The following is a 21,748-nucleotide window of genomic DNA, read 5'->3' as shown; positions in this document are numbered from 1 at the left end:
AAGAACAAGTTGATCGAAGAACAACCCGGCGGTCAGGCCGGGTTGTCTGTTCTAGCGTCGCGCGGAGGCGTTGGGGCGGCGATCTCGACGATCGCCGCCGGGACGAGGGCCTTCGCGCCGCCACCGGACGGATAGGGAGGTGTCGCCTTCGCCGCCGAATTTCGAGGTGATGGCGAGGTTGCGCCGGACCTGCCACTCGACGCTGACTGCGGCTCCGCGTTCGGCGCCGCCGATCACTTCGAGGTAGACGTCGTCGGTGATGTAGCGGCCGCCAGCCACGGTCAGGCTGGACGCTTCGCCGCTGAAGGAGAGGCGATCCAGACCGGCCAGTTCTCTCAGATTGCCGATCACGTCGAACCCGCCGCCTCCCGCCAGGGAGGCCACGGCCGAGGCCAGTTGGGCCGCCTCGAACGGCGACAACTGCGCCGCCGATCGGCCGAACAGCACCTGCGACAGGATTTCGTCCTGGGGCAGGGCGGGCGTGGAGGTCAGCTCGATCTTGGGTTCGGCGGCGCTGCCGGTGACCTTGATCACGGCGGTCAGGGCCGGGTCTTCGCGCACGGCCTGAAGATTCAGCCGGATGCGCGCCGGATCGGTGGACAGGATGACCGAGCCGCGATCATCGAAGACGAAACGTTTGCCTGCGAACTCATAGTCGCCGCGCACCACATTGGCCGTGCCGGTCAACTGAGGTTGGGCGATGGTGCCGCGCACCCTGGCGTTGGCGGCCAATTCGACGTTCAGTCCGCGGCCGCGAAGATGAATTTCGCGCCCTGTCAGGGTCAGATCCAGGCCGATCTGGGGGCCGCCAGCCGTCTTCTTCTCGGTTTCGACCGGATCGCCGCCGGGGCGATTGATCTCGACCACGTCCATCTTGACGATGCCGTTGGAGCCAGGCAACTCCGGCGAGATCTCGGCCTCGTCGATATTCACGGCGCCTGTCAGGCGGATGTTGCCGTCGGCGCCGCGCACTGCGGTCAGGCGGCCGTTTGCGCGGGCCTGGGCGATATCGTTGTCGATGACGCGGAAGCGCGTCAGCTCGAGCTGCAGGGTCGAGGGCGATCCCTGGCGCAGGCCCAGATCGCCGCTGCCTGACACCTCGCCCTTCAGTCCGTCAGTCGCCTGGAAACGTTCGATCACGGCCTGGCTGTCGTTGAAGCGGCTGGCCAGGGTCACGCTTTCGAGGCGAAGCCCTGTGGCGCTGTCGCGGAATGCGCCCTGTTCAAGATCCAGGCGACCGTTCAGGCGCGGGGCGTTCAGCGTGCCGGCCAGGGTCGCCTGACCGTTCACCTGGCCGGACAGCGACTGGGCGCCGCCCAGGAACAGGTCCCAGATCGGCTGTATCTGACCACGAATGGCGACCTGACCCGACATGTCGCGGGTGCGGGCGATGGCGAGGCGCAGAGGCGCGGCGGAAGCCTCGACCGGCAGGCTGACGTCAGCGGTCGCCTGAACGGCCGTGCCGTCGTTGGCCTGGGCGCGCAGCCTAAGGATGTTGTCGCCGAGGTCGGCGTTCAACGTGCCGTCGATGGCCAGTCCTCGAGGTGCGTCCACGCTGCGAAGCTGTTTCAGGTCGATGTTGGCGGAGCCGCGCAGCGTGTCGCCCTGGCCTTGCATCGAGACGCGGCCCGTCACCTGCCCGCGCAGGTCGGGCGCGAGAGAGCCCATTTCGACATTAGTCATGTCGGCCTGGATGACGCTGCCCTGGCTATCCTGCTTCAGTTCGCCGGTCAGGACGCCGCCGCCGACGCCCAGGTCCAGGCGTGCGACGCGGCCGTCGCCGTTGATGGCGAAGACGGCGGGCGCACGGGTGGTGAAGGCGATCTCACGCACGCGGCCGCCGCCGCGCAGGGTCAGGCTCTGGGCTGCGTCCTGGCGGGAATACTCGCCCGAACCATTGAACTGCACGGGATTGGCGCCGCCCACATCGGCCGCCAGGGTGAAGGGCAGGCGGTCCAGCGTGCCCTGACCCTTCAGCGACAGGTTGCGCAAGGTCCAGTCCTGGCCGATCAGGCGCACGTTGCGGCCCGTGACGTCCAGCACGGCGGTCTGGTCGCCGGCGCCTTCGGTCAGACGTACGCGGCCATTGGCCTCGCCGGAGGCCAGGAAGGCGCCTTGACGCGCGGTGAAGGTCAGGTCGGCGCTGGAGGGAAAGTTATTCGACAGGGCGACGTCGCCCTGGGCCGCCACGCCGCCCGCATTCACATCGACGTCCGACAGCCGCAGGCGCGGTCCGCCCAAGTAGAAGTTGCCCGAGGCGTGCGCCGGCCCGTAGTTGGAGCCGGAGTTCAGGACGACACGCCCGTCCGAGGCGTCGGCGCCCTTGCGGAAGCTGAGCACCAGATCGGCGTTGGTCAGGGTCAGTCCGCCCGCCGCCACCTTGTCGAAGGCGGCGCGCAGGTCGGCGCGCGGCTGGGCCAGGGTGCCGGTCAGGGCGCCGTCGCCCGACATGGCGCCGTCGATGGCGACCGGGCCGACGCCGAACGGGCCCTGGGCGTTCCAGTCCAGCGCCAGCCGCAACTTGGCCCCCTCGATCAGGCCCTTGGCCCCCGCACGCCCGGCGGCGCCGGTCAGTTCGCCGCGATCGATGGAGACGACGCCGTCATTCAGGGAACCGGCCAGTTGCAGGCGCGGCGTCGCGCCCAGAAGACGGTCCAGCTCTTCCATGCCGACGGCCATGCGCGAACCGCGCCCGTCGAAGCTGAGGGTCCAGGGCGCGCCGGCCTTGGCTGAGGCGGCGCGGATCGGGCCGCCGAACGCGCCGCGCGCGCCGGGCTGGATGCGCGATAGTTCGGTCAAGTCGGCCCGGCCGGTGAAGTTCAGGCCGCCGTTCAGGCCGCGCCCGCCCGACCCGACCAAGGTCAGGCCCTGGCCGCGTGCGTCGATCTTCTTCAGCAGCATGGCGCCGTCGGCCATGCGCGCGCCTTCCATCTGGATGCGCGGCGCAGAACCCAGCAGTCCGCCGATGATGCCCGCCGCAGAACCGCCGACGGCGCGCACGTCGGTCGTCACGTCGATACGGCCCTTGTTGGCGGCGATATTGACCGGGCCTGAGATGCGCGTGGCGCGATAGGAGGCGATGTCGGCGTTCAGCAGGCTGGCCGAGCCCTGCAGGGTCCAGACCTGGGCGTCGCCCTTGAACACGCCGGTATAGGCGGCGGGACCGGCGACAGGGCTGCCCACCAGGCGGCTGAGCGACGGCGTGTTCAACTCCAGGCTGATTCCCTCGGGCGAGGTGTTGTCCGTGGTGCGGATCAGACCACGGGCGCTGGATTCGATGTTGTCGGCGTACAGGCGCCAGGCCACGCCCTTATAGCCGTCGCGCTTGGCGTCCGGCGTCATGGCGAAGCCGAAGCGGGCGGTGCGGCCGATACGCTCCACGAAGGGCTCCAACAGGTCCGAGCCGGAGAAGTCGGCGTAACCCGACACCTTGGCGCCGGTGTCGCCATAGGTCCCCTTCACCAGAAGCGGGCGAAACTGGCCGGTCTGGACGGCCACGTCGATGACCTCGCCGTTGACCACGGCGACGGCCGAGAAGGGTTGATCCGGCGAATAGCCCAGCGATCCGGCGATTGGGCCGCCCTGGGCTTCATTGGCGCGCAGGTTGACCCGCAGGTCTTCGGGTTTGTCGCCGAAAGCGGCGGCCAGACGGAGATAGTCGCCCTTGCGGTTCAGGCTGTAGGCGTTGACGTTGGCGCTCTTGACGCCCTTGCGCGGAATGGCGGCGTCGCCGCTGAGGGTCCAGCGGCCGTATTCCTTGGAGAAGCCTTCCAGCAGCTCGACATTGGCGCTGAAGCGGTCGATGTCGATGGAGATGGCCTGCGGCCCGCCCGACTCGCTGGGCGGCTCCAACTCGGGTCGGCGTAGCAGGCGAATCTGGCCCGCGCTGATTTCAGTCGCATGAAAGCGGCGAGCCAGCAGGGGCCAGTAGGACCAGTCGACACGGACGTCGGTCGCTTCCAGCCAGACGCCCTTCTCGTCGGTCACGGTGACGCGCTTCAGGCGGAAGTCGTTGAACAGGTCGCCCTGCAACCCTTCGACGTTAATCCGGCCATAGCGGCTGATCTTCTTGCCCGCGACGAAGCTGGTGATCAGTTCGCGCCCCGCGTCGGACACGAGGTACATCCGCCCTCCCACCAGGGCGACCACGATCAAGGCCAGCAGACCGGCGAAGGTCGCGCCCGCGATGAAGGCCGCCAGTTGCAGGCGCGTACGCTTGCGCTTGGCCTTCTTGGCCGGCGTGTCGGCGACGTCTGCGCCCGTTTCGTGAGGCGGAGGAGTGTCGGTCAAAACGCCTGGCCGATGCTGAGATAGAGCTGGAACCCGGAGTCGCCCTCGCGCTTGTTCAGCGGGAAGGCGATGTCGGCGCGGACGGGGCCGAAAGGCAGCTTGTAGCGGACGCCGACGCCGGCGCCGTATCGCATGTTGCTGAGGTTGGGCGTTTCCTGGAAGCCGACGGCGCCGCCGTCGACGAAGGCCACAGCCTGCAACTTCTCACCAATATCGCGGCGCACCTCGACGGAGGTTTCGAACAGCGACAGGCCGCCGCGCGGTCGGTTGTTGGGCAGGCGCGGGTTGATGCTCTGATAGGAATAGCCGCGCACCGAGCCGCCGCCGCCTGAATAGAACAGACGATCCGACGGCACGGTCAGTTCCTCGCCGCCTATGATGGAGCCGATACGCGCGCGCCCGGCCAGCACGGTCTTGGCCCCGTCCTGAAGCGGCAGATAGGCGGTCGCCTGGCCCTCGGTGCGCAGGAACAGCACCGTATCCTCGCCCGCCACCGCGGTCGGTTGTGTCGACAGCGACAGGCGATAGCCCGAAGTCGGGTTCAGAGGATCGTTCGAGCGATCCATGAAGGCGCTGCCGCGCAAGGTGACGATGGCGAGATCGCGGTCGAAGGTGATCGGCTCCTGCGTCACCGGGTCGAAGCGGTATTCGGTGTAACGGCCTGCGTCGACGCCCAGGCCGTAGCTGAACCAAGACGTCTTGCCGAGGCGCTGTGACAGGTCGGCGGCCGCAGTGATGGCGCTGCGGTCGTAGGCGTCGGTCTGCTCGTTGACGATGAAGGACGACAGCTTCAGCGTCCGCCCCGCCCTGCGCCAGTGCGGCTGGGACCATTCACCGCCGATGCGGCTGTCGATGCTGGCGATGCGCGCGCCGTAGCGCAGGGTGTCGGCCCGACCGAAGCGGTTGTATCGGGTGCGGAAGATATCGACGCCGACGCCTTCATAGGTCGAATAGCTGGCGCCGGCCTCTAGCAGGCTGACCGGGCGATCCGCCAATGTGACCACGACGGGGCGAAGGCCGTCCGGGCGGACATCGTCCAGGGGAGACAGGGCCACGCCCACACCGTCATAGACTCCGGTGTCCAGCAGTCGGCGCTCCAGTTCGGCGACGTCTTCCGGATCGTAGCGGTCGCCCTCGGACCACGGGATGAGACTGTTGAGCCAACTCTCCTTGGTCGGCCCACGGGTCCGAAGCTGGACGCCGTCCAGGCGCACCAATTCACCAGATTTGATGTTGAAGCCCGGCTGGACCAGGAAGGTGGCGTGATCCACCACCACGCGGCGGGGCAGGGCGGTGGCGTCCGCATATCCTCGGCGGGTCAGGTCGGCGACCACGCGGCCCTCCGCCTCCAGAATATCAGCCGCCCGGCCGGGTGCGCCGGGTTTCAGCCGAATGTCTTCAATGACGGCCGCGCTGGTTTCCGCATCGGGCTCGGGCACCGTCCAATTGACCGAAGCCTCGCCCAGGACGAAGCGGCGACCCGGAACGACCTGCACTACGGCGACCGGATTTTCCTCGCCCTCCACCTGATCTTCCACGGTGGCTTGATAATAGCCCTCCGACCGGAGCAGGGCCTGGGCCGAGGTCAGGGCCGCGCGAGCGCGACGACGCGCCTCGAAGCGATTGGAAGGCGCTCCGTCGACCTGCCCGATAGCGCGTTCGAGCTGGCTCTTGAGGTCGCTGTCGATCTCACCGCGAATCTGAGCCCGGGGTTCGGCGGCGGCCTGGCTTGCAAGGGCGCATAAGGCGGCGCCAGCAAGAAGGAGGGGGAGCCTCGACGTCAAATCCGAACCCTGGTTGCGAGACGATCAAGGGCGCTTAGCCCTGTTCGTCAGGAGAATCAGTAAAACAGCGTATCGCTCTCGGGTTGGACTGTCTCTTCGGAGGACCGTTGGTCCGGCGGCAGAGCCTCGACCGGCGCAGTCGTTTCGGCGGGCGCGGGAGCTTCGGCGACAGTCGGTGCGGCGGCGTCTTCGGCGGCGGGCGCTTCGACCGGAGCGGGCGCTTCGACGGGCGTCGGTTCGCTGTAAGGTTGTTCACAGGCGGCAAGGAAGCCGGAGGCGGCCAGCGCCGCCCCGATCAACAGGCGATTCAACATGGATCGATTCATCGTGGGTCCCCCTTCTAGGGGTTGAAAACGTGGAGAAGCGAAGCCGGTTCCTTCGCCGGATCGTCTCCGCGCCTTAGCGAGTTCACGTGAACCTGCAATGAATCGACGCTGGCGGCGGTCGTTTTCAAGGGATCCGGGCTTCATCAGCGCCTTGTTTGCGCGTGGGAAAATTACCTGAAATTTCCACTTGCCCGTCCCGAAGCTCATCCGTATGTTCCGCGCCTCTTCGCAGACGCGATGTGCGCCCCTAGCTCAGTTGGTTAGAGCATCTGACTTTTAATCAGAGGGTCCTCGGTTCGAGCCCGAGGGGGCGTACCACTCCCTTAAAAATCCAAAACGCGTCTAGCGCCGCTGGTTCTTGTTGCGGACAGCGCGTTCGAGTTTTGTCAGGCGTTCGTCCAGCCAACTGACATATGAGGTTCCAATCCCACGCCGCCGCAAGGGGCCGTGGAGCCGCCAGGCGGCCGCGAGCAACGCCGCCAGTACGATTGCGGTGATCACGAAATCCAGCCACGTCAGATTATAAAGCGGGGCGTTCAGCGAGCGCATGACGTTCAGCCTAAGCGGGCTTCGAACCTAGTGTCGAGGGAGGCAGGCTTGGCTTTGGGCGGCCGGGCATGATTAAACGCGCTCATGCGCCAGATTTCCTTGTCCGCCATCGCCGTGTCCCTGTTGCTTGCCGGCTGCAACGCCGGCGCCTCCGCTCGGGACGGGGTGGATCAGGTGGGAACGGGGTTGGGCGACGCCGTGACCGCGCCGCTCGAGGATCTCAACCTCAAGCGTCAGGAAATTCCGACCGTTCTGTTACAGGCGGAATCCAATCCCTATGACGTGCGGAACATGACCCGTTGCTCCGTCATCGCCGCTGAAATAGCTCGGCTGGATGAGGCGCTGGGGCCAGATACGGACGCCGCGCCTACGGATGACGGCACGCTGGCGAGCGAGCGGGCTGCCGATGCTGCGGCTGGGGCGACGCTGGACGCCGTGCGCGGCACCGTGACGGATTTCATTCCCGCCCGCAGCTGGGTGCGCCGCCTGACCGGCGCCGACGCGCACAGCAAGCATGTCCAGTCGGCCATTCAGGCGGGGCTGCGCCGCCGGTCCTTCCTGAAAGGCGTGGGGATGCAGCGCAACTGCGCGCCGCCGGCGGCGCCGGCCGGCTTCGTGCCGCGCCGCGGCTAGGCCTTGAGATGCCGCGCGCGGAAGTCGCGGCGGAACTGTTCGAACCGACCTTCGGCGATGGCCGCGCGCATGGCGGCGGTCAGGGCCTGGAAGAAGGCGATGTTGTGCCAGCTGAGCAGGATCTTGCCGAGAATCTCATCGGCGCGGATCAGGTGGTGCAGGTAAGCCTTTGAATAGTCCTGCGAGGCCGGGCAGGGGACTTCCACATCCAGCGGGTCCTGATCCTCGGCGAAGCGGGCGTTCTTGAGATTCAGCGGGCCGTCCCAGGTCCAGGCTTGGCCGTGGCGTCCCGCGCGGGTCGGCAGGACGCAATCGAACATGTCGACGCCGCGATAAACCGCTTCGACCAGATCGATCGGCTTGCCGACGCCCATAAGATAGCGGGGGCGGTCCTTCGGCAGGAACTCGGGCGCATAGTCCAGCACCTCGCACATGGCCTCATGGCCCTCGCCGACGGCCAGGCCGCCGATGGCGTAGCCGTCGAATCCGATCTCCTGCAGGCGTTCGGAGGACTCGCGGCGCAGGTTTTCATAGGTCGAGCCCTGCTGGATGCCGAACAGGGCCTGCGTGTCGCGCGTGCCGAAGGCGTTCTTCGAGCGCTGGGCCCAGCGCGCCGACAGCTCCATGCCTTCGCGGGCGCGCTTTTCCTCGGCGGGCCAGGCGACGCATTCGTCCAACTGCATGACGATGTCGGAGCCCAGGCGGTCGGCCTGAATCTGGATCGAGCGCTCCGGCGTCAGGACGTGCTTGGACCCGTCGATGTGGCTGGAGAAGGTGACGGCCTCCTCGGTGAGCTTGGAGATTCCCGACAGGCTCATGACCTGGAAGCCGCCGGAGTCCGTCAGGATCGGCTTGTCCCAGCGCATGAAATTATGGAGGCCGCCCAGGCGCTCCATCCGCTCGGGACCGGGCCGCAGCATCAGGTGATAGGTGTTGCCCAGAATGATGTCCGCGCCGGTCTGTTTGACCTGATCCACCGTCATCGCCTTGACCGTGGCGGCGGTGCCGACGGGCATGAAGGCGGGGGTGCGAATGTCGCCGCGCGTGGTTTTCAGCACGCCGGTGCGGGCGCGGCCTTCGACGGCGGAAATCTCAAACGGGAAAGGCATGGGCGTTCCTTGCAGGGACGCGCGTCTTAGGCCGAACGGCGAAAGGCCGCCAGCCCTGGGCCGGTTCCTGTCTCAAGGCGGTTCTGTGGCCGTAATCCGGCGCACACGCCTTTGTTTGAATAGCGACGGTTAGTTTGAAACCGAACGATCACGCGGCTGTTAGGGCAGCGCACGAAACCGTGAAAGTCGCCCGATTAATGTTGCTCCGTTCTGGAACCCTGGGTTCCGTTTCCCTGCTTGCGCTCGCCGTCGCTCACCCTGCCTGGTCCCAGGATTCCATTGTAGTCACGCCGCCCTCGACCGCTGCCGGCGGTCCTGTTCAGGTGCAGGATGTGGTGGTGACCGGACTACGCGGAAGCCTGCGCTCGGCCCAGGCGTTGAAACGCAACGCTGACGAGGTGATGGACGCTGTCGTCGCCGAAGACATCGGCAAGCTGCCGGACGTGAACGCCTCGGAATCCTTGGCGCGGGTCACCGGCATCCAGGTCGAGCGAGGCGGCGGGGAAGCGTCGCGCGTGATCGTGCGCGGACTGCCCGATGTGGCCACCACCTACAACGGCCGCGACATCTTCACGGACCAGGGGCGTTCGGTCGCCATGCAGGACTTCCCGGCGGCGGCCATCGCCGCGCTGGAGGTCTACAAGTCCAGTTCCGCCTGGCGGCTGGAATCGGGCATCGCCGGTCTGATCAATGTAAGGTCGCGGCGGCCGTTCGACTTCGACGGTTTCGAGTTGTCGGCTTCGGCGAAGGGCTCCTACGCCACCCAGTCGGAAAGCTATGATCCGAACGGCGACATCCTGATCAGCAACCGCTGGAACACAGGCGCGGGCGAGGTCGGAGCCTTACTGAACCTGTCATACACCAGCCTGCGCTATCTCGACTCCGTGCGCTGGGACAGCGGCGGCATCGTCGCCGTGGACGGGCAGTCGGCCGATCCGGCGGTTCAGGGGGCGCGTTATCCTGACGCCGTCGGCATCTTCTACGGAACCGGCGACCGCTGGCGTCCGTCGGCCAATCTGGCGCTGCAGTGGCGGCCGAACGACCAGTGGGAATTCTATGTCGACGCCCTTTACCAGGGCTATCGGGCAAAGATTTCGGACCGTCAGTTCATCGTGCCGCTGAACGATGAGACGACACGTTTTGACGACGTGACGCTGCGCGACAGCCGCAATGAAATCCAGAGCCTGACCCAGATCGCCGGCCGTCGTCCGGAGCAGTGGCAGGGCGCCTCGACCGGCAAGACGAACACCTGGCAAGCGGCCGTGGGCGGCAGCTACAACGCCGGGTCGCTTCAGATCGCCTTTGATCTGGCGCGCACTGACAGCACCTATGAGTTCTCGAACTACAGCTTCGACACGGCCTTCACCCATGCGCCGGTGACGCTGATCGACTTCGATACGCCGGGGAAGGATGGCGGAGCGACCTTCGACTTCCGGGACTTCGACGTCACGGACCCGAACAACTACGTCTATCGCGGCCTGTTCGACCGCCACTTCATCGGCGCGGGCGACGATTGGCAGGCGAAGGTTGACCTGACCTATGACACGGGCAACAGCCTGATCCCGCAGTTGAAATTCGGGGTGCGCTACGTCGACCGCAACGGCTCCTATCAGAACGGCGAGCGGTATCAGGATCAGGAAAGTCTCGGCTTGCCGTTGACCGCCATCCCGGTGGAGTTGGCCCTCATCCCGGCAGGTTTCAACGGCAGCGACATTCAGGACATGCGCGCCTGGGTGTCACCGACCTATGGCGGCCTGCGTCAGAACATGGACGCCCTGCGCGCCCTGGCCGGGTTCGAGCCGGGTCGTCCGCCCATCAACCCGGTTCAAACCTATGAGGCGTCGGAGAGGGCCTACACCGCCTATGGTCAGGCGGACTTCGCCATCAACACCCGCATTCCGATCGAAGGCGAACTGGGTCTGCGGATCGTCGCAACCGATTTCAGCGTGCGCGGAACCAGCCGTTCGATTGAGGGCGAGGAAGAGGTGTTCACGCCGGTCGATCAGGGTGGGCGCTACACGGACCTGCTGCCCAGCCTGGGGGTCCGCTTCATGCTGGATGACGACCTGATCCTGCGCATGGCGGCGAACCAGACGCGGACGCGCCCGGCGTTCGGCCAGTTGAACCCTAGCCTGTTCATCAGCCCCTCGGCCGATACCTCGGGACGGCAGACGGCTTCGGGCGGCAACCCTGACCTGAAGCCGATCGAATCGACCAACTATGACCTGACGCTGGAGCGCTACTTCGGTGATGCGGGCGCAGCGACGCTGGCGCTGTTCCGACGCGAGATTTCAGGCTTCATCGCCGATCAGACGATGGACATGGACGATCCTGTCTATGGCGTCCTGCGCGTCACGCGGCCCGTCAACCTGAATGACGCCGTGCTGCAGGGCGTGGAGACGTCCTTCACGACCTTCTTCGACTATGAGTTCGTGCCGAAATGGGCGCGGTCGTTCGGGGTGCAGGCCAACGCCACCTATATCGACGGGGCGCTGCCCTATGTGTCGAAATATTCCTACAACCTGACCGGCATGTATGAGAACGGGCCGTGGACGGCGCGGTTGGCCTATAATCTGCGGACCAAGTTCGGCAACGGCGTCATCGGCGAGCATGTCGATGACGTGGCGCGACTGGACTTCTCGGCGGGCTGGTCGCCGACCGAGCGGATCACCGTGACCTTCGACGCCACCAATATTCTGGGGCAGCCGTTCCGATCGTTCTTCGACTATGGCGAGGGCGTTTATCCGCGCGACGTGCGCTACGAAGAGAGCCTTTATACCGTGGGGCTGCGCTTCCGGTATTGAACCGGGATCAGCGCAGGAGCGTCTCGAGACGCTCCGCGCGTTGCAGGTCCTTGGGACGGCCGAACAGGCGGCATTTCTCGATCTGCTCGGCGACGCTGGGGATGTAGAGCGTTCCCCCGTCCAGTTCGATCGCCTGACGGGTGGTGAAGATGACCGGCGTCCAGTCGGCGCCCGCGCGAACGTCCATCATCGCCATGACCTCGACCGGGACCGGCGTGGTCAGGATCTGGCCGAAGACCTGCGACCGGAACAGGCCCTCGCCGGGGTCTTCCACGGTTTCGCCGTGGAGGGCCTCGATCAGGCGCCGGGCGTCGCGAGGACTGGTCATCACGTCGACATCGGGCACGTGCCATTCCGACAGGCCCGACAGCGCCATGCCCGCGCCCCCGAACACCCACCAGGGATCCTGAAGCTCGGTCGCCGCCGAGGCCAGGATGTCGAAGGTCGCGGCCAGGTTTTCGGGCAGGTCGTCGATGTGGCTCATTGGGCGTCTTCCCGAAACAGCAGGCTTCCGTCGCCATAAGAATAGAAGCGATAGCCGCTGTCGATGGCGTGGGCGTAGGCGGCCCGCATCGTCTCCAGCCCGGCGAAGGCGCTGACCAGCATGAACAGCGTCGATTTCGGCAGGTGGAAGTTGGTCATCAGCACGTTGCAGGCGCGGAAGCGATAGCCCGGCGTGATGAAGATGGCCGTGTCGCCGTGGAAGGGCTGGACCACGTCGTCCTCGCCGGTGGCGCTTTCCAGTAGGCGCAGGCTCGTGGTGCCGACGCAGACGATGCGCCCGCCCGCCGCGCGCACGGCGTTCAGGGCGCCGGCGGTCTCGGCCGAGACCTCGCCCCACTCGGAGTGCATCTTGTGATCGGCCGTGTCGTCCGCCTTGACCGGCAGGAAGGTGCCCGCCCCGACGTGCAGGGTCACCGCATGGGTCGTCACGCCGCGCGCCCGGATGCTATCCAGCAGGGCAGGGGTGAAGTGCAGACCCGCTGTCGGTGCCGCGACCGAGCCGTCATGCTCGGCGAAGACGGTCTGATAATCCTTCAGGTCCTGATCGTCCTCGGCCCGTTTGGCCGCGATATAGGGGGGCAGGGGCATGACCCCGACCTCGCGGATGGCGTCGTCCAGCACAGGACCGGCCAGATCGAAACGCAGGGTGACGAGGCCGTCCTCGCCCTTGGCGGTGATCTCGGCGTCGACCTGGCCCAGGAAACAGGCGTTGTCCTCCTCGCGCCCGAAACGCACTCGGTCGCCGACCTTCAGCCGCTTGCCGGGCTTCATGAAGGCGCTCCAGACGTCGGGCGCGTCGCGGTGGTGCAGGGTCGCCTCGACCGGCACCGACAGCAGTTCGCCCTCCGGCCCGGTGCGGTGGCGCACGCCCGACAGACGGGCGGGGATCACGCGAGTGTCGTTGAAGACCAGGGCGTCGCCGGGCTGCAGGAAGTCCGGCAGGTCGCGGATGATCTTGTCCTGAAGATCGCCGCCCTTCACCACCAGAAGGCGCGCCGAGTCGCGCGGGTCGGCGGGACGCAGGGCGATGCACGCCTCGGGCAGGTCGAAGTCGAAATCGGATGTCCGCATGAGGCGGGCAATGCTCACGCCCCGCCTTTGCGGTCAAGCGAGGCGCAGCCGAAAGTCGACTGGCGAAATTCGGCCCAGCCGCTATGTCAGGCGCAGCCAATGGGAGTTGAGTGCATGACCGACCGCTATCTGGACGACCTGAACGTCGGCGAAAGCTGGGACAGCGAACCCTTCACGATCACGGAGGATGAGATCATCGCCTTCGCGAGCGAGTTCGACCCCCAGCCCATGCATATCGACAAGGCGGCGGCCGAGGCGGGACGGTTCGGCGGCCTGATCGCCAGCGGCTGGCACGTCTGTTCGCGCGTCATGCGCCAGTTCGTGGACGAAGCCTATTTCGGCAACACGCCTTTACTGGGCATGAACGTCGACGCCCTGTGGTGGGTGCGGCCCGTGCGACCGGGCGACATCCTGACTGTGCGCCGCGAGATCATCGAAATCCGCCCGTCGAAGAGCCAGCCCGACCGCGGCGTCGTTCGCACCAAGACAACCGTCACCAACCAGGACGGCGACCTGGCCATGAGCTTCGAGAACCAGATGCAACTGCCGAGGAACGCCGAAGCGCGGCTGTAGAACGCCGCCGCTGTTGACCACGGGCCTTCAAGGCGTCAAAGCCCGGTGCATGCTACAGAACCTCGAAACCCTGTCCCGTGAGGCCCGTTCGTGGCCGTTTGAGCAAGCGCGCAACCTGCTGGCCCACGTGCTCAAAAAACGGCTGTCGGACGCGGAGCGCGACGCTGCGAAACTGCTGATCGACGCCGGCAAGACGGACGAGGCTCTGGCGACCTTCGAGGCGCTGAACAAGCCGGTGATCCTTGAGACGGGTTACGGCCCGTCGGGCCTGCCGCACATGGGCACCTTCGGCGAGGTGGCGCGCACGACCATGGTGCGCAACGCGTTTCGCGCCCTGACCGGCGATCACTGGGCCACGCGCCTGATCGCCTTCAGCGACGACATGGACGGCCTGCGCAAGGTGCCCGAGGGAATCCCCAATCCGGAGATGCTGCGCGAAGACCTGCATCTGCCGCTGACCAAGGTGCGCGATCCCTTCGGCACCCACGACAGCTTCGGCGCGCACAACAACGCCCGCCTGCGCGCCTTCCTCGACAGCTTCGGCTTCGAGTATGAGTTCATGTCCTCGACCGAGACCTATCGGTCGGGGCGGTTCGACGCGGCCCTGCTGACCATGCTGGAGCGCTTCGACAAGGTCATGGGCATCATGCTGCCGACCCTGGGCGAGGAGCGCCGCGCCACCTATTCGCCCTTCCTGCCGATCAGCCCGATCACCGGTCACGTGCTGCAGGTGCCGACGCTGGAGCGCAATGTCGAAAAGGGCACGATCGTCTTCGACGACCCGGCTGGCGGTCGCACCGAGGTCCCTGTCACCGGCGGTCATGTGAAGCTGCAGTGGAAGCCCGACTGGGCGATGCGCTGGACCGCGCTGGACGTCGATTATGAGATGTCGGGCAAGGACCTGATCGAGAGCGTGCGCGAGTCGTCCAAGCTCTGCCGCGCCATCGGCGGCGTCCCGCCTGAGGGCTTCAACTACGAGCTCTTCCTCGACATCGAAGGGAAGAAGATCTCCAAGTCCAAGGGCAACGGCCTGACGATGGAGGACTGGCTGCGCTACGGCACGCCCGAGAGCCTGAGCTGGTACATGTTTCAGTCGCCGAAGTCGGCCAAGAGCCTGCACTTCAACGTCATTCCGCGCGCGACGGACGACTATCTGTCCTTCATCGAGCAGTACAAGACGCAGGAACCGGCCAAGCGGATGGACAACGCCGTGTGGCACATCCACTCGGGGAACCCGCCTGAGAGCGCCTCGCCGGTGTCGTTCGCCCTGCTGCTGAACCTGGTGGGCGTGGCCAACGCCTCGACCAAGGATCAGCTGTGGGCCTATTTCGCCAAATATCTGCCGGACGCCTCGCCTGAGAGCGAGCCCGTGCTGGATCGGCTGATGGGCTATGCGCTGAACTACTACGAAGACTTCGTGAAGCCCTCGAAGACCTATCGCCTGCCGGACGACAAGGAGAAGGCGGCGTTGCTGGATCTGGCGGAACGTCTGAAGGGCTTGCCGGCCGACACGACCGACGGCGAGGCTATTCAGTCCGAAGTTTATGCCGTGGGCAAGGAGCACGCGTTCGACCCGCTGCGGGCTTGGTTCGGCGCCTTGTATGAGGTGTTGCTGGGCGCCTCTCAGGGGCCCCGTTTCGGATCGTTCGCCGCCATCTATGGCCTGCCGCAGACGATTGAACTGATCGAAAAGGGCGCCGTCGGCGGCTTGGCCGAGGGCTGAGGGTATTCGGGCCGTCGACGTTCTCGGCGGCCCGTCTTCGTCCGGGCTGTCAGGCGGCGAGGACAGCGCCGGCCAGTGAAACGACAGCCAAGGTCAGGAGCAGACCCTCAAACGGGGACGGCAGCCAGATCGATCTTCGATGGCGTCGGGTTCTTGTGCTGGGGACCATGATTTTCTCTCGCATTCCATAATGATCTGCAAGGCGAGCTCGGGAGAGCCGGAGAGCGGCAGCGGCTGGCCGTAAAGGCTGCGCCACAGCACATCCAGCGCTACGTCTGCTTTTCCAAGTGCGCCCATGAGGGTCATAGCGCCCGATATTGCAGGTCTTGCCCATCCCCCGAATGGGGGAGGAAATGAACAATATCTGTTTTTTCATATGCACTTGGGCGCACGAATCATCGGACCCGCTGCGTTCGGCAAGAAAGATGAACGGCATATAACGATCAGGCTCGGGGAGCCTTCAGCTTGGCCGAGGCATTCTCATTTCATCGACAACTCGATGACAGGAGAGACTTATGTCGAAGACCTTCAAGGCGGGTCTGGCCGCCACCGCCCTTTTCGCCGCTCTGGGCTCCGCCGCCGTGCCCATGACCGCCGCCGCCATGCCCCAGGCCAACGGCGTCACCAACTGTGATGCGCCCGGCGGTCGTCAGCAGGCGGGCGCCGCCATCGGCGCCGTGCTGGGCGGTCTGGCGGGCAGCCAGGTGTCCAAGAACGAGCGCGCTCTGGGCGCCGTGGTCGGCGCGGGGGCCGGTGCTGCGGCGGGCTCCTACATCGGCTGTAACCAGCAGCGCACGCGCGCTGCGGCCCAGGCGAACGCCAACATGTATCGCGCCACGTCCAACCTGCGTATCCGGTCGGGCCCCGGCACCCAGTATCGTCAGGCCGGCAGCCTGTCCGCCGGGCAGCCCTTCACCGCCGTGGGGTCGCAGGGCGAGTGGGTGCAGATCGCCGGCGGCGGCTGGGTCAACGCCCGCTATGTCGCGCCGAACTGATCGACGGCTTTCTCCCCCACGTTGATCAAGGCAAGGGCCGTTCCCGAAAGGGGCGGCCCTTCGCTATTGGCTGACCCACAGGATGCGGGCCATCCAGAGAAGCTGATGGCGGGGCAGGGTGCGTGGGTCATAAAGCGGATTGGCCGAACTCAGGGTCACTTCGCGGCTGTTCAGGGCGGAGATTTCCTTGGCCAGCGTCTCGCCGTCGATCGTGCGGACGACCACGCGGTCGCCGCGCCGGACCTCGGTCGCGTCCAGATCGACGATCACCCGGTCGCCGGGACGATAGACGGGCTCCATCGAGTCGCCGTCGATGGTCAGGCTGAAAAGGCTGTCCTTGTGAGCTGGCAGTTCGGTCTGGTCCCAGCCGTCGGCCATGGGCAGACCGGCGTCATCGAAGAAACCTTCATCCCCTGCGCGTGCGAGGCCCAGCAGTGGAATGGGGCGCGGCGGGGATGAGGAATCATCGGCGAGGCCGGCGAACTCCCCCAGACTCAGGCCGCTCGTCGCCAGCACCTGCATCAGGCTTTCTGTCGAAGGCCAGCGCGGGCGCGGCGGGTCGCCAGGCCCCAGTCGTTTCGATGGATTGAAGCTGGTCGCGTCCAGCCCGGCTCGACGCGCCAATCCCGACGCCGAGAGGCCCTCACGTCGCGCCAAGGCGTCGATCGCTTTCCAAAGCTGGGAGTGGGACAGGGGCAAGGGCGCAAATTCCGAGGAAATATGCGCCTGAGGCTATCCGAATTGATTAGGAATATCTACCTATTCGTCCGCGATTCCGACCGCGCGGCGTTCCTGCCAGGCGAAGAAGGTGCCCACGCCCAGCGCGATGATGATGCCGTAACCCGACATGTTGATCACGGTGTAGAAGGCTGAAATCTCCGGCCGCAACTTCATCAGCACCATGACATGGCTGGCGATCGCCAGAAGCTGAAAGGCGCTGGCCCATACGGGCCAGGATCGCGGAGATTTCCATACAAGCGCGACAAAAATAACCAGGGCGATCACATCGATGATCAGGACCGGCCACTGCATCGATGTGTAACCGACGTACGTTTGAGCCAGAATTGAAAGAAACCATCCTCCGAGGATGGTTGCGGCGCCGATGCGCTCAGGACGGCCGCCCTTGGTGAGGGCGAAAAGGCTGATCAGGACGATAAAGCCGGCTCCGACCAGTGCGGCGATGGTTTCCAGCAAAGAAAAGCCCCCATTTGTCTCGCGACAATGGGGGCTAAACTACACCATGCTAATCGGAAATCGGAGGCCCGACGCCGATTGTTACGTCGAATTCACGCCACGCGCAGGTGGCGTTCCTGGCTGCCCATCGGGCGGCTGTCCCATTCATCGGGCTTGTTGAGCGGACCAAGCGCGTAGGCGCCGTAGCCCAGACGACGGTGATCCTTTTGCAGTTCAGCGTGGCACGCGATGACGGCCTCGCGAGCGGTGCTGAGGGCGGCGATCGCCTCCATGGCCTTGGTCTGGGATCCCGACGCGGCGACGGCGGAGAGGGAAAGGGCCGTACGAGCGCCGATCATGGCCTGAACCAGGGTCGTGGCGTGGGTGATGGCGTCATCCAGCGCTTTTTCAGTGGCGTGCAGTTCACCGGCGACGCCGGCGATGACTTCGTTGCGATCCATGGCTTTACCCCTCGCTAAAAGAACGATGGGAAAGAGTTAATGCATGTTAACTGTTTTGGGTAGGGATTTCTTTACAAAGTTTACAGTTGCGCTGTCGCCTGGTGGTCAGGTCCCGGCGGTTTCCGGGTCAAGCAGGAAGTGGGCGGTGAGCGAGGCGATGGGCTCATGCCGTGCGTCTTGCCAGGCTTCTGCGACCACATGGGCGACGCGGCGCCCGGCCTTGTTGATTCGTGCGCGGGCGTAGACGTCAACCGGGCGGCCCGAACGGAGATAGGCCACCGTGACGTTGATCGGGCGAGGCAGACGAAGGCGCGGATAGGTGAGGGAGACCTGGGCCATGGCCGTCATCTCCAGCAAGGCCGCGGTCGAGCCGCCATGCAGGGCGGGCAGCATGGGATTGCCGATCAATTTGTCGGTGAAGGGCATGACGACGGTCACTTCGTCGCCGTTCGCCTGGGTCCTGAGGTTCAGGAAGCGCGCATACGGCAGGCTGTCGAGCAGGGAAGCGGTCATGCGGCGGTCTTCGGTTTCAGATTGGCGCCGGTCCGATGTTCGCCTTCCGCGCTGACCATATAGGCCGATTGGGCGGCGGCGACGGGGTCGGTCGGGTCGTCCTCGAAAGCCCAGGCGCGGACGAAGGCGAGATTGCGCGTCAGGCGATAGCATCGGGCTTCGGCCAAGAGATCGCGTCCCGGCGCCGCCGCGCGCATATAGTCGACGCGAAGGTCGAGCGTCGCCACCGGGCGGAATGCGCCCAGCCCGACCCAGACGGCCAGACCGCCGACGTGGTCCAGCAGGGTCGTGACAAGGCCGCCGGCCAGAACGCCGGTCTCAGGGTCGCCGACCAGGTCCTCACGATAGGGAACGCGTATCCGCACGCGGTCTCCGTCCAGTCCTGCGAAGGCGAAGCCGAGAGCATGGGTATGGGCGGCGCCCGAGGCCAGCTGAGGCAATAGGGTGTCTAGGAACGAATCCGTCATCAAGGCGTCCTGTGTCTTGTCCCGCCTTGGTCGCCCGTCGGGGGCGCTCTTGTCCAGCGGGCGGATGATTTGATGATCCGACCTCAAGATCTTCTGCGACCCGCGCCGGCGGGCCTCTATTGCCCGATCGGCGACTTCTATGTGGACCCTGTGCGGCCGGTAGATCGGGCGGTGATTACCCACGGCCATTCGGACCATGCGCGGTCGGGCCACGGCGCGGTGCTGGCGACCGCCCAGACTCTGGCCATCATGGCCGAGCGCTACGGCCCTGACTTTGCGGGACGCACTCAGGCCGCCGCCTATGGCGAGACGACGCAGATCGGTGGCGTGGGCGTGCGGTTCGCGCCTGCCGGGCACGTGCTGGGCTCGGCCCAGGCTGTGGTTGAGCGCGGCGGCCTGACCATGGTGGCGTCAGGCGACTACAAGCGGCGTCGAGACCCGACCTGCCTGCCGTTCGAGCCCGTCCCATGTCATGTCTTTATTTCGGAGGCCACGTTCGGCCTGCCGGTCTTCGTCCATCCGCCGGATGAAGAGGAGATCGCGCGCCTGATCCAGTCGCTGACTCAGTTTCCCGAACGCGCTCATCTGGTCGGCGCCTATGCGCTGGGCAAGGCGCAGCGGGTGATCCGGCTGCTGCGCGAGGCGGGGTGGGATCGGACCATTCATGTGCACGGCGCGTTGGAGCGTCTGAACCGGCTCTATCAGCACGAAGGGGTCGATCTCGGATCCTTGGCGCCCGCCACGGGGCTGAAGGCCGGCGCTTTGGGCGGAGAGGTGGTGATCGCGCCGCCTTCGGCCATTCAGGATCGCTGGGCGCGCCGGTTCGCCGATCCTGTGGCCGCCTTCGCTTCCGGTTGGATGGGGGTGAGGGCGCGAGCGCGCCAACGCGGTGTGGAACTGCCGCTGGTCATTTCGGACCATGCGGATTGGCCTGAACTGATCCAGACCTTCGAGGAACTGGCGCCGGAAGAAATCTGGATCACCCACGGCCGTGAGGAGGGCCTGCTGCGCTGGGCGGAGCTGAAGGGGGTTAAGGCGAGAGCCCTGCGCCTTGTCGGCTATGACGAGGAAGACGAAGAGCGGTCCGGAGACGAGGTCGTGGTCTGATTTGGCCGACTGACGTCCGTCAGGCGACGTCACGCGCGCGGGCGGAGGCGGCCGCCGCAGCAGGTTCCAGCGCGGTGTTCATGGCTAGGCGCAGTCGCTCCGGCTTGATGGGTTTCTCCACCACGGCGGCCATGCCTGCGGCCAGATAGGCCTTGGCGTCGTCCGGGTCGGCGTTGGCTGTCAGGGCGATGACCGGAATGTCGCGTTGAGGCCCTTCCAGGGCGCGAATGGCCCGGGTGGCGCCGACGCCGTCCAGGCGCGGCATCTTGATGTCCATCAGGATCAGGTCAAACGGGCGCGACTGGACCGCTTCGACGGCTTCCTGGCCGTCCTCGACGGTTTCGGAGGTGCAGCCGAACATTTCGCACAGGGCCTGGGCGACCACGCGGTTGGTGGCGTTGTCGTCGGCGATCAGCACATGGGGGTGCGCCTGGAGATGGAGGCTGTCCAGATCGGCGACATTGGTCGGCTCTTCGCGTTCGATGAAGGCGATCGGAGCGAACAGGTCAAAGGCGAAGGTGGCGCCGCGCCCGGTGTTGTTCTCGGCCCAGATACGGCCGTCCATGCACTCGACGAGGCGGCGGCTGATGGCCAGACCCAGCCCGGCGTCGTCTGTGGCCGGATCAAGCAGATCGGCGGCGCGGCGGTCGTCGACCGGGCCGTCGTCGCGAATGCGAGCCTCGATCAGGACGCGATCGCCCTGAGCCTGAGCCCTCAGGCTGGCTTCAACCATGCCGTGACGAGCGAACCTCAGCGCATTGCCGATCAGATTGTTGAACACCTGGCGCAGGCGATCGGCGTCGACCATCGCCGCCAGTTCCGTGTCGCCTTCATAGCCGACCATCAGGGTGACGCCGTCCTGAGCCGCGCGCGGCGACCAATGGTTCTGCAACTCATCCATCAGGGTGCGCAACGGAGTGGCGGTCGCGGCGATCTGCAGCTCTCCGGCCTCGGCGCGCGCCAGATCGAGCGCATCGCGCAGATTGTCCAGCATGTCCTCGGCCGAATCCATGATGGTCCGGGCGTGGGCCTTGGCCGCCTCGTTCAGCGGCTGGCGATGCAGCAGTTCGGCGACGGCCAGCACCCCGTTCATGGAAGTGCTGAGTTCGCGGTTGAGCAGCCCCATGAAGCGGCTTTTATCGCGCGCCGCCGTTCGGACGGCGCGCTCGGCGGCGTCGGACGCGCGGAGTTCTTCGACAAGGCGCTGGTTCTCGTGGCGCTGGTCTTCGTTGATGGCGCGAAGCAGGGCCACCGCCGTGCCGACGCCCCGATAGGCTCCGCCGCGCGTGACGATGAAGCCCCGCATCAGGGCACCTGGTCCGCTTTTCAGGATGATGGAGGAGAAGGCGTCCACGCGAACGCCGGCCTCGATCACCGCCGGCTCCGGGTCCATCACGTGAATGACTTCGCGGCCCCCGTACAGGCTCTGGCCCAGCGGGCCCGCCAGCTTCAGCAGAAAATCCCCACGCTCGATCAGACCGATCGGACGGTCGCCGTCGACTACCGGTATCACCAGGGTGTCTGGTTCGCGCTGGAACCGCGCAAGAATCTCGCCGGTCATGGCGGTTTTCGCCACCGGCTCGACGCGGTCGGTCAGCACTTCGATCGTCGGCATTCGGCCGGCTCCTACTGAGGTTCTTTTACAATCTCAGAGAATCTTTTGCGG

Annotated in this window: 19 protein-coding genes and 1 tRNA gene; 7 read left to right on the top strand and 13 right to left on the bottom strand. The window is 66.0% G+C overall.

All coding sequences use genetic code 11. The features are described 5' to 3' along the window. Positions 1 to 51 precede the first annotated feature (51 nt). From ACWIDZ_RS00920 to ACWIDZ_RS00910, 3 genes are read right to left on the bottom strand one after another with little or no spacing between them, the layout of a single operon-like run. On the bottom strand, positions 52 to 4,290 hold the full coding sequence (locus ACWIDZ_RS00920) for a translocation/assembly module TamB domain-containing protein (protein WP_453988588.1): 4,239 nt from the start codon (positions 4,288 to 4,290) through the stop codon (positions 52 to 54). Then, positions 4,287 to 6,074, bottom strand: a complete 1,788-nt coding sequence (locus ACWIDZ_RS00915) for an autotransporter assembly complex protein TamA (RefSeq protein ID WP_453988589.1) — start codon at positions 6,072 to 6,074, stop codon at positions 4,287 to 4,289. Before ACWIDZ_RS00915 ends, ACWIDZ_RS00920 begins: the two co-directional genes overlap by 4 nt. A 56-nt stretch (positions 6,075 to 6,130) precedes the next feature. Then, on the bottom strand, positions 6,131 to 6,607 hold the full coding sequence (locus tag ACWIDZ_RS00910; protein ID WP_343829674.1) for a hypothetical protein: 477 nt from the start codon (positions 6,605 to 6,607) through the stop codon (positions 6,131 to 6,133). A gap of 34 nt (positions 6,608 to 6,641) precedes the next feature. Between ACWIDZ_RS00910 and ACWIDZ_RS00905 the strand changes: the two genes are divergently transcribed. After that, a tRNA-Lys gene (locus ACWIDZ_RS00905) sits at positions 6,642 to 6,718 on the top strand. 24 nt (positions 6,719 to 6,742) lie between these two features. On the opposite strand, the gene ACWIDZ_RS00900 is transcribed toward ACWIDZ_RS00905, so the two are convergent. Continuing rightward, positions 6,743 to 6,949, bottom strand: a complete 207-nt coding sequence (locus ACWIDZ_RS00900; protein ID WP_343829675.1) for a hypothetical protein — start codon at positions 6,947 to 6,949, stop codon at positions 6,743 to 6,745. Positions 6,950 to 7,033: 84 nt separating this feature from the next. Between ACWIDZ_RS00900 and ACWIDZ_RS00895 the strand changes: the two genes are divergently transcribed. Beyond that, positions 7,034 to 7,582 (top strand): hypothetical protein, encoded by a 549-nt coding sequence (locus ACWIDZ_RS00895; protein ID WP_338574738.1) that lies wholly within the window; start codon positions 7,034 to 7,036, stop codon positions 7,580 to 7,582. Here ACWIDZ_RS00895 and tgt read toward each other — a convergent pair. After that, positions 7,579 to 8,691, bottom strand: coding sequence for a tRNA guanosine(34) transglycosylase Tgt (gene tgt, locus ACWIDZ_RS00890; RefSeq protein ID WP_453988590.1), 1,113 nt, complete (start codon positions 8,689 to 8,691; stop codon positions 7,579 to 7,581). The two genes, ACWIDZ_RS00895 and tgt, sit on opposite strands and share 4 nt — an antisense overlap. 338 nt (positions 8,692 to 9,029) lie before the next feature. Here tgt and ACWIDZ_RS00885 point away from each other — a divergent pair, with 338 nt between their 5' ends. After that, positions 9,030 to 11,495, top strand: a complete 2,466-nt coding sequence (locus ACWIDZ_RS00885; RefSeq protein WP_453988591.1) for a TonB-dependent receptor — start codon at positions 9,030 to 9,032, stop codon at positions 11,493 to 11,495. 7 nt (positions 11,496 to 11,502) lie between these two features. Here ACWIDZ_RS00885 and ACWIDZ_RS00880 read toward each other — a convergent pair whose 3' ends face one another. Both ACWIDZ_RS00880 and queA read right to left on the bottom strand, forming a co-directional pair. Further along, positions 11,503 to 11,979, bottom strand: coding sequence for a hypothetical protein (locus ACWIDZ_RS00880; protein WP_291774890.1), 477 nt, complete (start codon positions 11,977 to 11,979; stop codon positions 11,503 to 11,505). Then, positions 11,976 to 13,070: a tRNA preQ1(34) S-adenosylmethionine ribosyltransferase-isomerase QueA gene (gene queA, locus ACWIDZ_RS00875; RefSeq protein ID WP_291776117.1), complete on the bottom strand. Its 1,095-nt coding sequence runs from the start codon at positions 13,068 to 13,070 to the stop codon at positions 11,976 to 11,978. Before queA ends, ACWIDZ_RS00880 begins: the two co-directional genes overlap by 4 nt. A 114-nt stretch (positions 13,071 to 13,184) precedes the next feature. Here queA and ACWIDZ_RS00870 point away from each other — a divergent pair, with 114 nt between their 5' ends. The 3 genes from ACWIDZ_RS00870 (at position 13,185) to ACWIDZ_RS00860 (ending at position 16,361) form a co-directional block, all read left to right on the top strand. After that, the gene (locus ACWIDZ_RS00870; protein WP_453988592.1) at positions 13,185 to 13,643 is read left to right on the top strand and encodes a MaoC family dehydratase; all 459 of its coding nucleotides are present in this window, start codon (positions 13,185 to 13,187) and stop codon (positions 13,641 to 13,643) included. Between the two features lie 49 nt (positions 13,644 to 13,692). After that, positions 13,693 to 15,366: a lysine--tRNA ligase gene (locus tag ACWIDZ_RS00865; protein WP_453988594.1), complete on the top strand. Its 1,674-nt coding sequence runs from the start codon at positions 13,693 to 13,695 to the stop codon at positions 15,364 to 15,366. Positions 15,367 to 15,881: 515 nt separating this feature from the next. Then, complete coding sequence (locus ACWIDZ_RS00860; RefSeq protein WP_291774899.1) at positions 15,882 to 16,361, top strand: SH3 domain-containing protein; 480 nt, start codon at positions 15,882 to 15,884, stop codon at positions 16,359 to 16,361. Positions 16,362 to 16,424: 63 nt separating this feature from the next. Here ACWIDZ_RS00860 and ACWIDZ_RS00855 read toward each other — a convergent pair whose 3' ends face one another. The 5 genes from ACWIDZ_RS00855 to ACWIDZ_RS00835 form a co-directional block, all read right to left on the bottom strand. Then, positions 16,425 to 16,985: a S24 family peptidase gene (locus ACWIDZ_RS00855; protein ID WP_453988595.1), complete on the bottom strand. Its 561-nt coding sequence runs from the start codon at positions 16,983 to 16,985 to the stop codon at positions 16,425 to 16,427. 135 nt (positions 16,986 to 17,120) lie between these two features. After that, complete coding sequence (locus ACWIDZ_RS00850) at positions 17,121 to 17,555, bottom strand: hypothetical protein (protein ID WP_346521546.1); 435 nt, start codon at positions 17,553 to 17,555, stop codon at positions 17,121 to 17,123. 92 nt (positions 17,556 to 17,647) lie between these two features. Next, positions 17,648 to 17,995 (bottom strand): hypothetical protein, encoded by a 348-nt coding sequence (locus ACWIDZ_RS00845; protein WP_346521544.1) that lies wholly within the window; start codon positions 17,993 to 17,995, stop codon positions 17,648 to 17,650. A gap of 105 nt (positions 17,996 to 18,100) precedes the next feature. Next, positions 18,101 to 18,508 (bottom strand): PaaI family thioesterase, encoded by a 408-nt coding sequence (locus ACWIDZ_RS00840; protein ID WP_338574756.1) that lies wholly within the window; start codon positions 18,506 to 18,508, stop codon positions 18,101 to 18,103. Further along, positions 18,505 to 18,975 carry a PaaI family thioesterase gene (locus ACWIDZ_RS00835; protein ID WP_343829690.1) on the bottom strand — a complete coding sequence of 157 codons (471 nt, stop codon included), beginning with the start codon at positions 18,973 to 18,975 and terminating at the stop codon, positions 18,505 to 18,507. Before ACWIDZ_RS00835 ends, ACWIDZ_RS00840 begins: the two co-directional genes overlap by 4 nt. A 72-nt stretch (positions 18,976 to 19,047) precedes the next feature. Here ACWIDZ_RS00835 and ACWIDZ_RS00830 point away from each other — a divergent pair, with 72 nt between their 5' ends. Then, positions 19,048 to 20,082 carry a ligase-associated DNA damage response exonuclease gene (locus ACWIDZ_RS00830; protein WP_452112186.1) on the top strand — a complete coding sequence of 345 codons (1,035 nt, stop codon included), beginning with the start codon at positions 19,048 to 19,050 and terminating at the stop codon, positions 20,080 to 20,082. 19 nt (positions 20,083 to 20,101) lie between these two features. On the opposite strand, the gene ACWIDZ_RS00825 is transcribed toward ACWIDZ_RS00830, so the two are convergent. After that, positions 20,102 to 21,697, bottom strand: coding sequence for a response regulator (locus tag ACWIDZ_RS00825; RefSeq protein ID WP_453988596.1), 1,596 nt, complete (start codon positions 21,695 to 21,697; stop codon positions 20,102 to 20,104). Positions 21,698 to 21,748: the final 51 nt, after the last annotated feature.

This window comes from Brevundimonas sp. NPDC055311, assembly GCF_053645695.1.
This window is presented reverse-complemented; position numbering and strand designations above follow the sequence as displayed.

Excerpts from the sequence above, each read along its gene's own strand:
- ACWIDZ_RS00910 (WP_343829674.1), bottom strand. The coding sequence starts at position 6,607 with ATGAGCTTCGGGACGGGCAAGTGGAAATTTCAGGTAATTTTCCCACGC.
- ACWIDZ_RS00900 (WP_343829675.1), bottom strand. The coding sequence starts at position 6,949 with ATGCGCTCGCTGAACGCCCCGCTTTATAATCTGACGTGGCTGGATTTC.
- ACWIDZ_RS00895 (WP_338574738.1), top strand. The coding sequence starts at position 7,034 with ATGCGCCAGATTTCCTTGTCCGCCATCGCCGTGTCCCTGTTGCTTGCC.
- tgt (WP_453988590.1), bottom strand. The coding sequence starts at position 8,691 with ATGCCTTTCCCGTTTGAGATTTCCGCCGTCGAAGGCCGCGCCCGCACC.
- ACWIDZ_RS00880 (WP_291774890.1), bottom strand. The coding sequence starts at position 11,979 with ATGAGCCACATCGACGACCTGCCCGAAAACCTGGCCGCGACCTTCGAC.
- queA (WP_291776117.1), bottom strand. The coding sequence starts at position 13,070 with ATGCGGACATCCGATTTCGACTTCGACCTGCCCGAGGCGTGCATCGCC.
- ACWIDZ_RS00870 (WP_453988592.1), top strand. The coding sequence starts at position 13,185 with ATGACCGACCGCTATCTGGACGACCTGAACGTCGGCGAAAGCTGGGAC.
- ACWIDZ_RS00865 (WP_453988594.1), top strand. The coding sequence starts at position 13,693 with ATGCTACAGAACCTCGAAACCCTGTCCCGTGAGGCCCGTTCGTGGCCG.
- ACWIDZ_RS00860 (WP_291774899.1), top strand. The coding sequence starts at position 15,882 with ATGTCGAAGACCTTCAAGGCGGGTCTGGCCGCCACCGCCCTTTTCGCC.
- ACWIDZ_RS00845 (WP_346521544.1), bottom strand. The coding sequence starts at position 17,995 with ATGGATCGCAACGAAGTCATCGCCGGCGTCGCCGGTGAACTGCACGCC.
- ACWIDZ_RS00840 (WP_338574756.1), bottom strand. The coding sequence starts at position 18,508 with ATGACCGCTTCCCTGCTCGACAGCCTGCCGTATGCGCGCTTCCTGAAC.
- ACWIDZ_RS00835 (WP_343829690.1), bottom strand. The coding sequence starts at position 18,975 with ATGACGGATTCGTTCCTAGACACCCTATTGCCTCAGCTGGCCTCGGGC.
- ACWIDZ_RS00830 (WP_452112186.1), top strand. The coding sequence starts at position 19,048 with ATGATCCGACCTCAAGATCTTCTGCGACCCGCGCCGGCGGGCCTCTAT.
- ACWIDZ_RS00825 (WP_453988596.1), bottom strand. The coding sequence starts at position 21,697 with ATGCCGACGATCGAAGTGCTGACCGACCGCGTCGAGCCGGTGGCGAAA.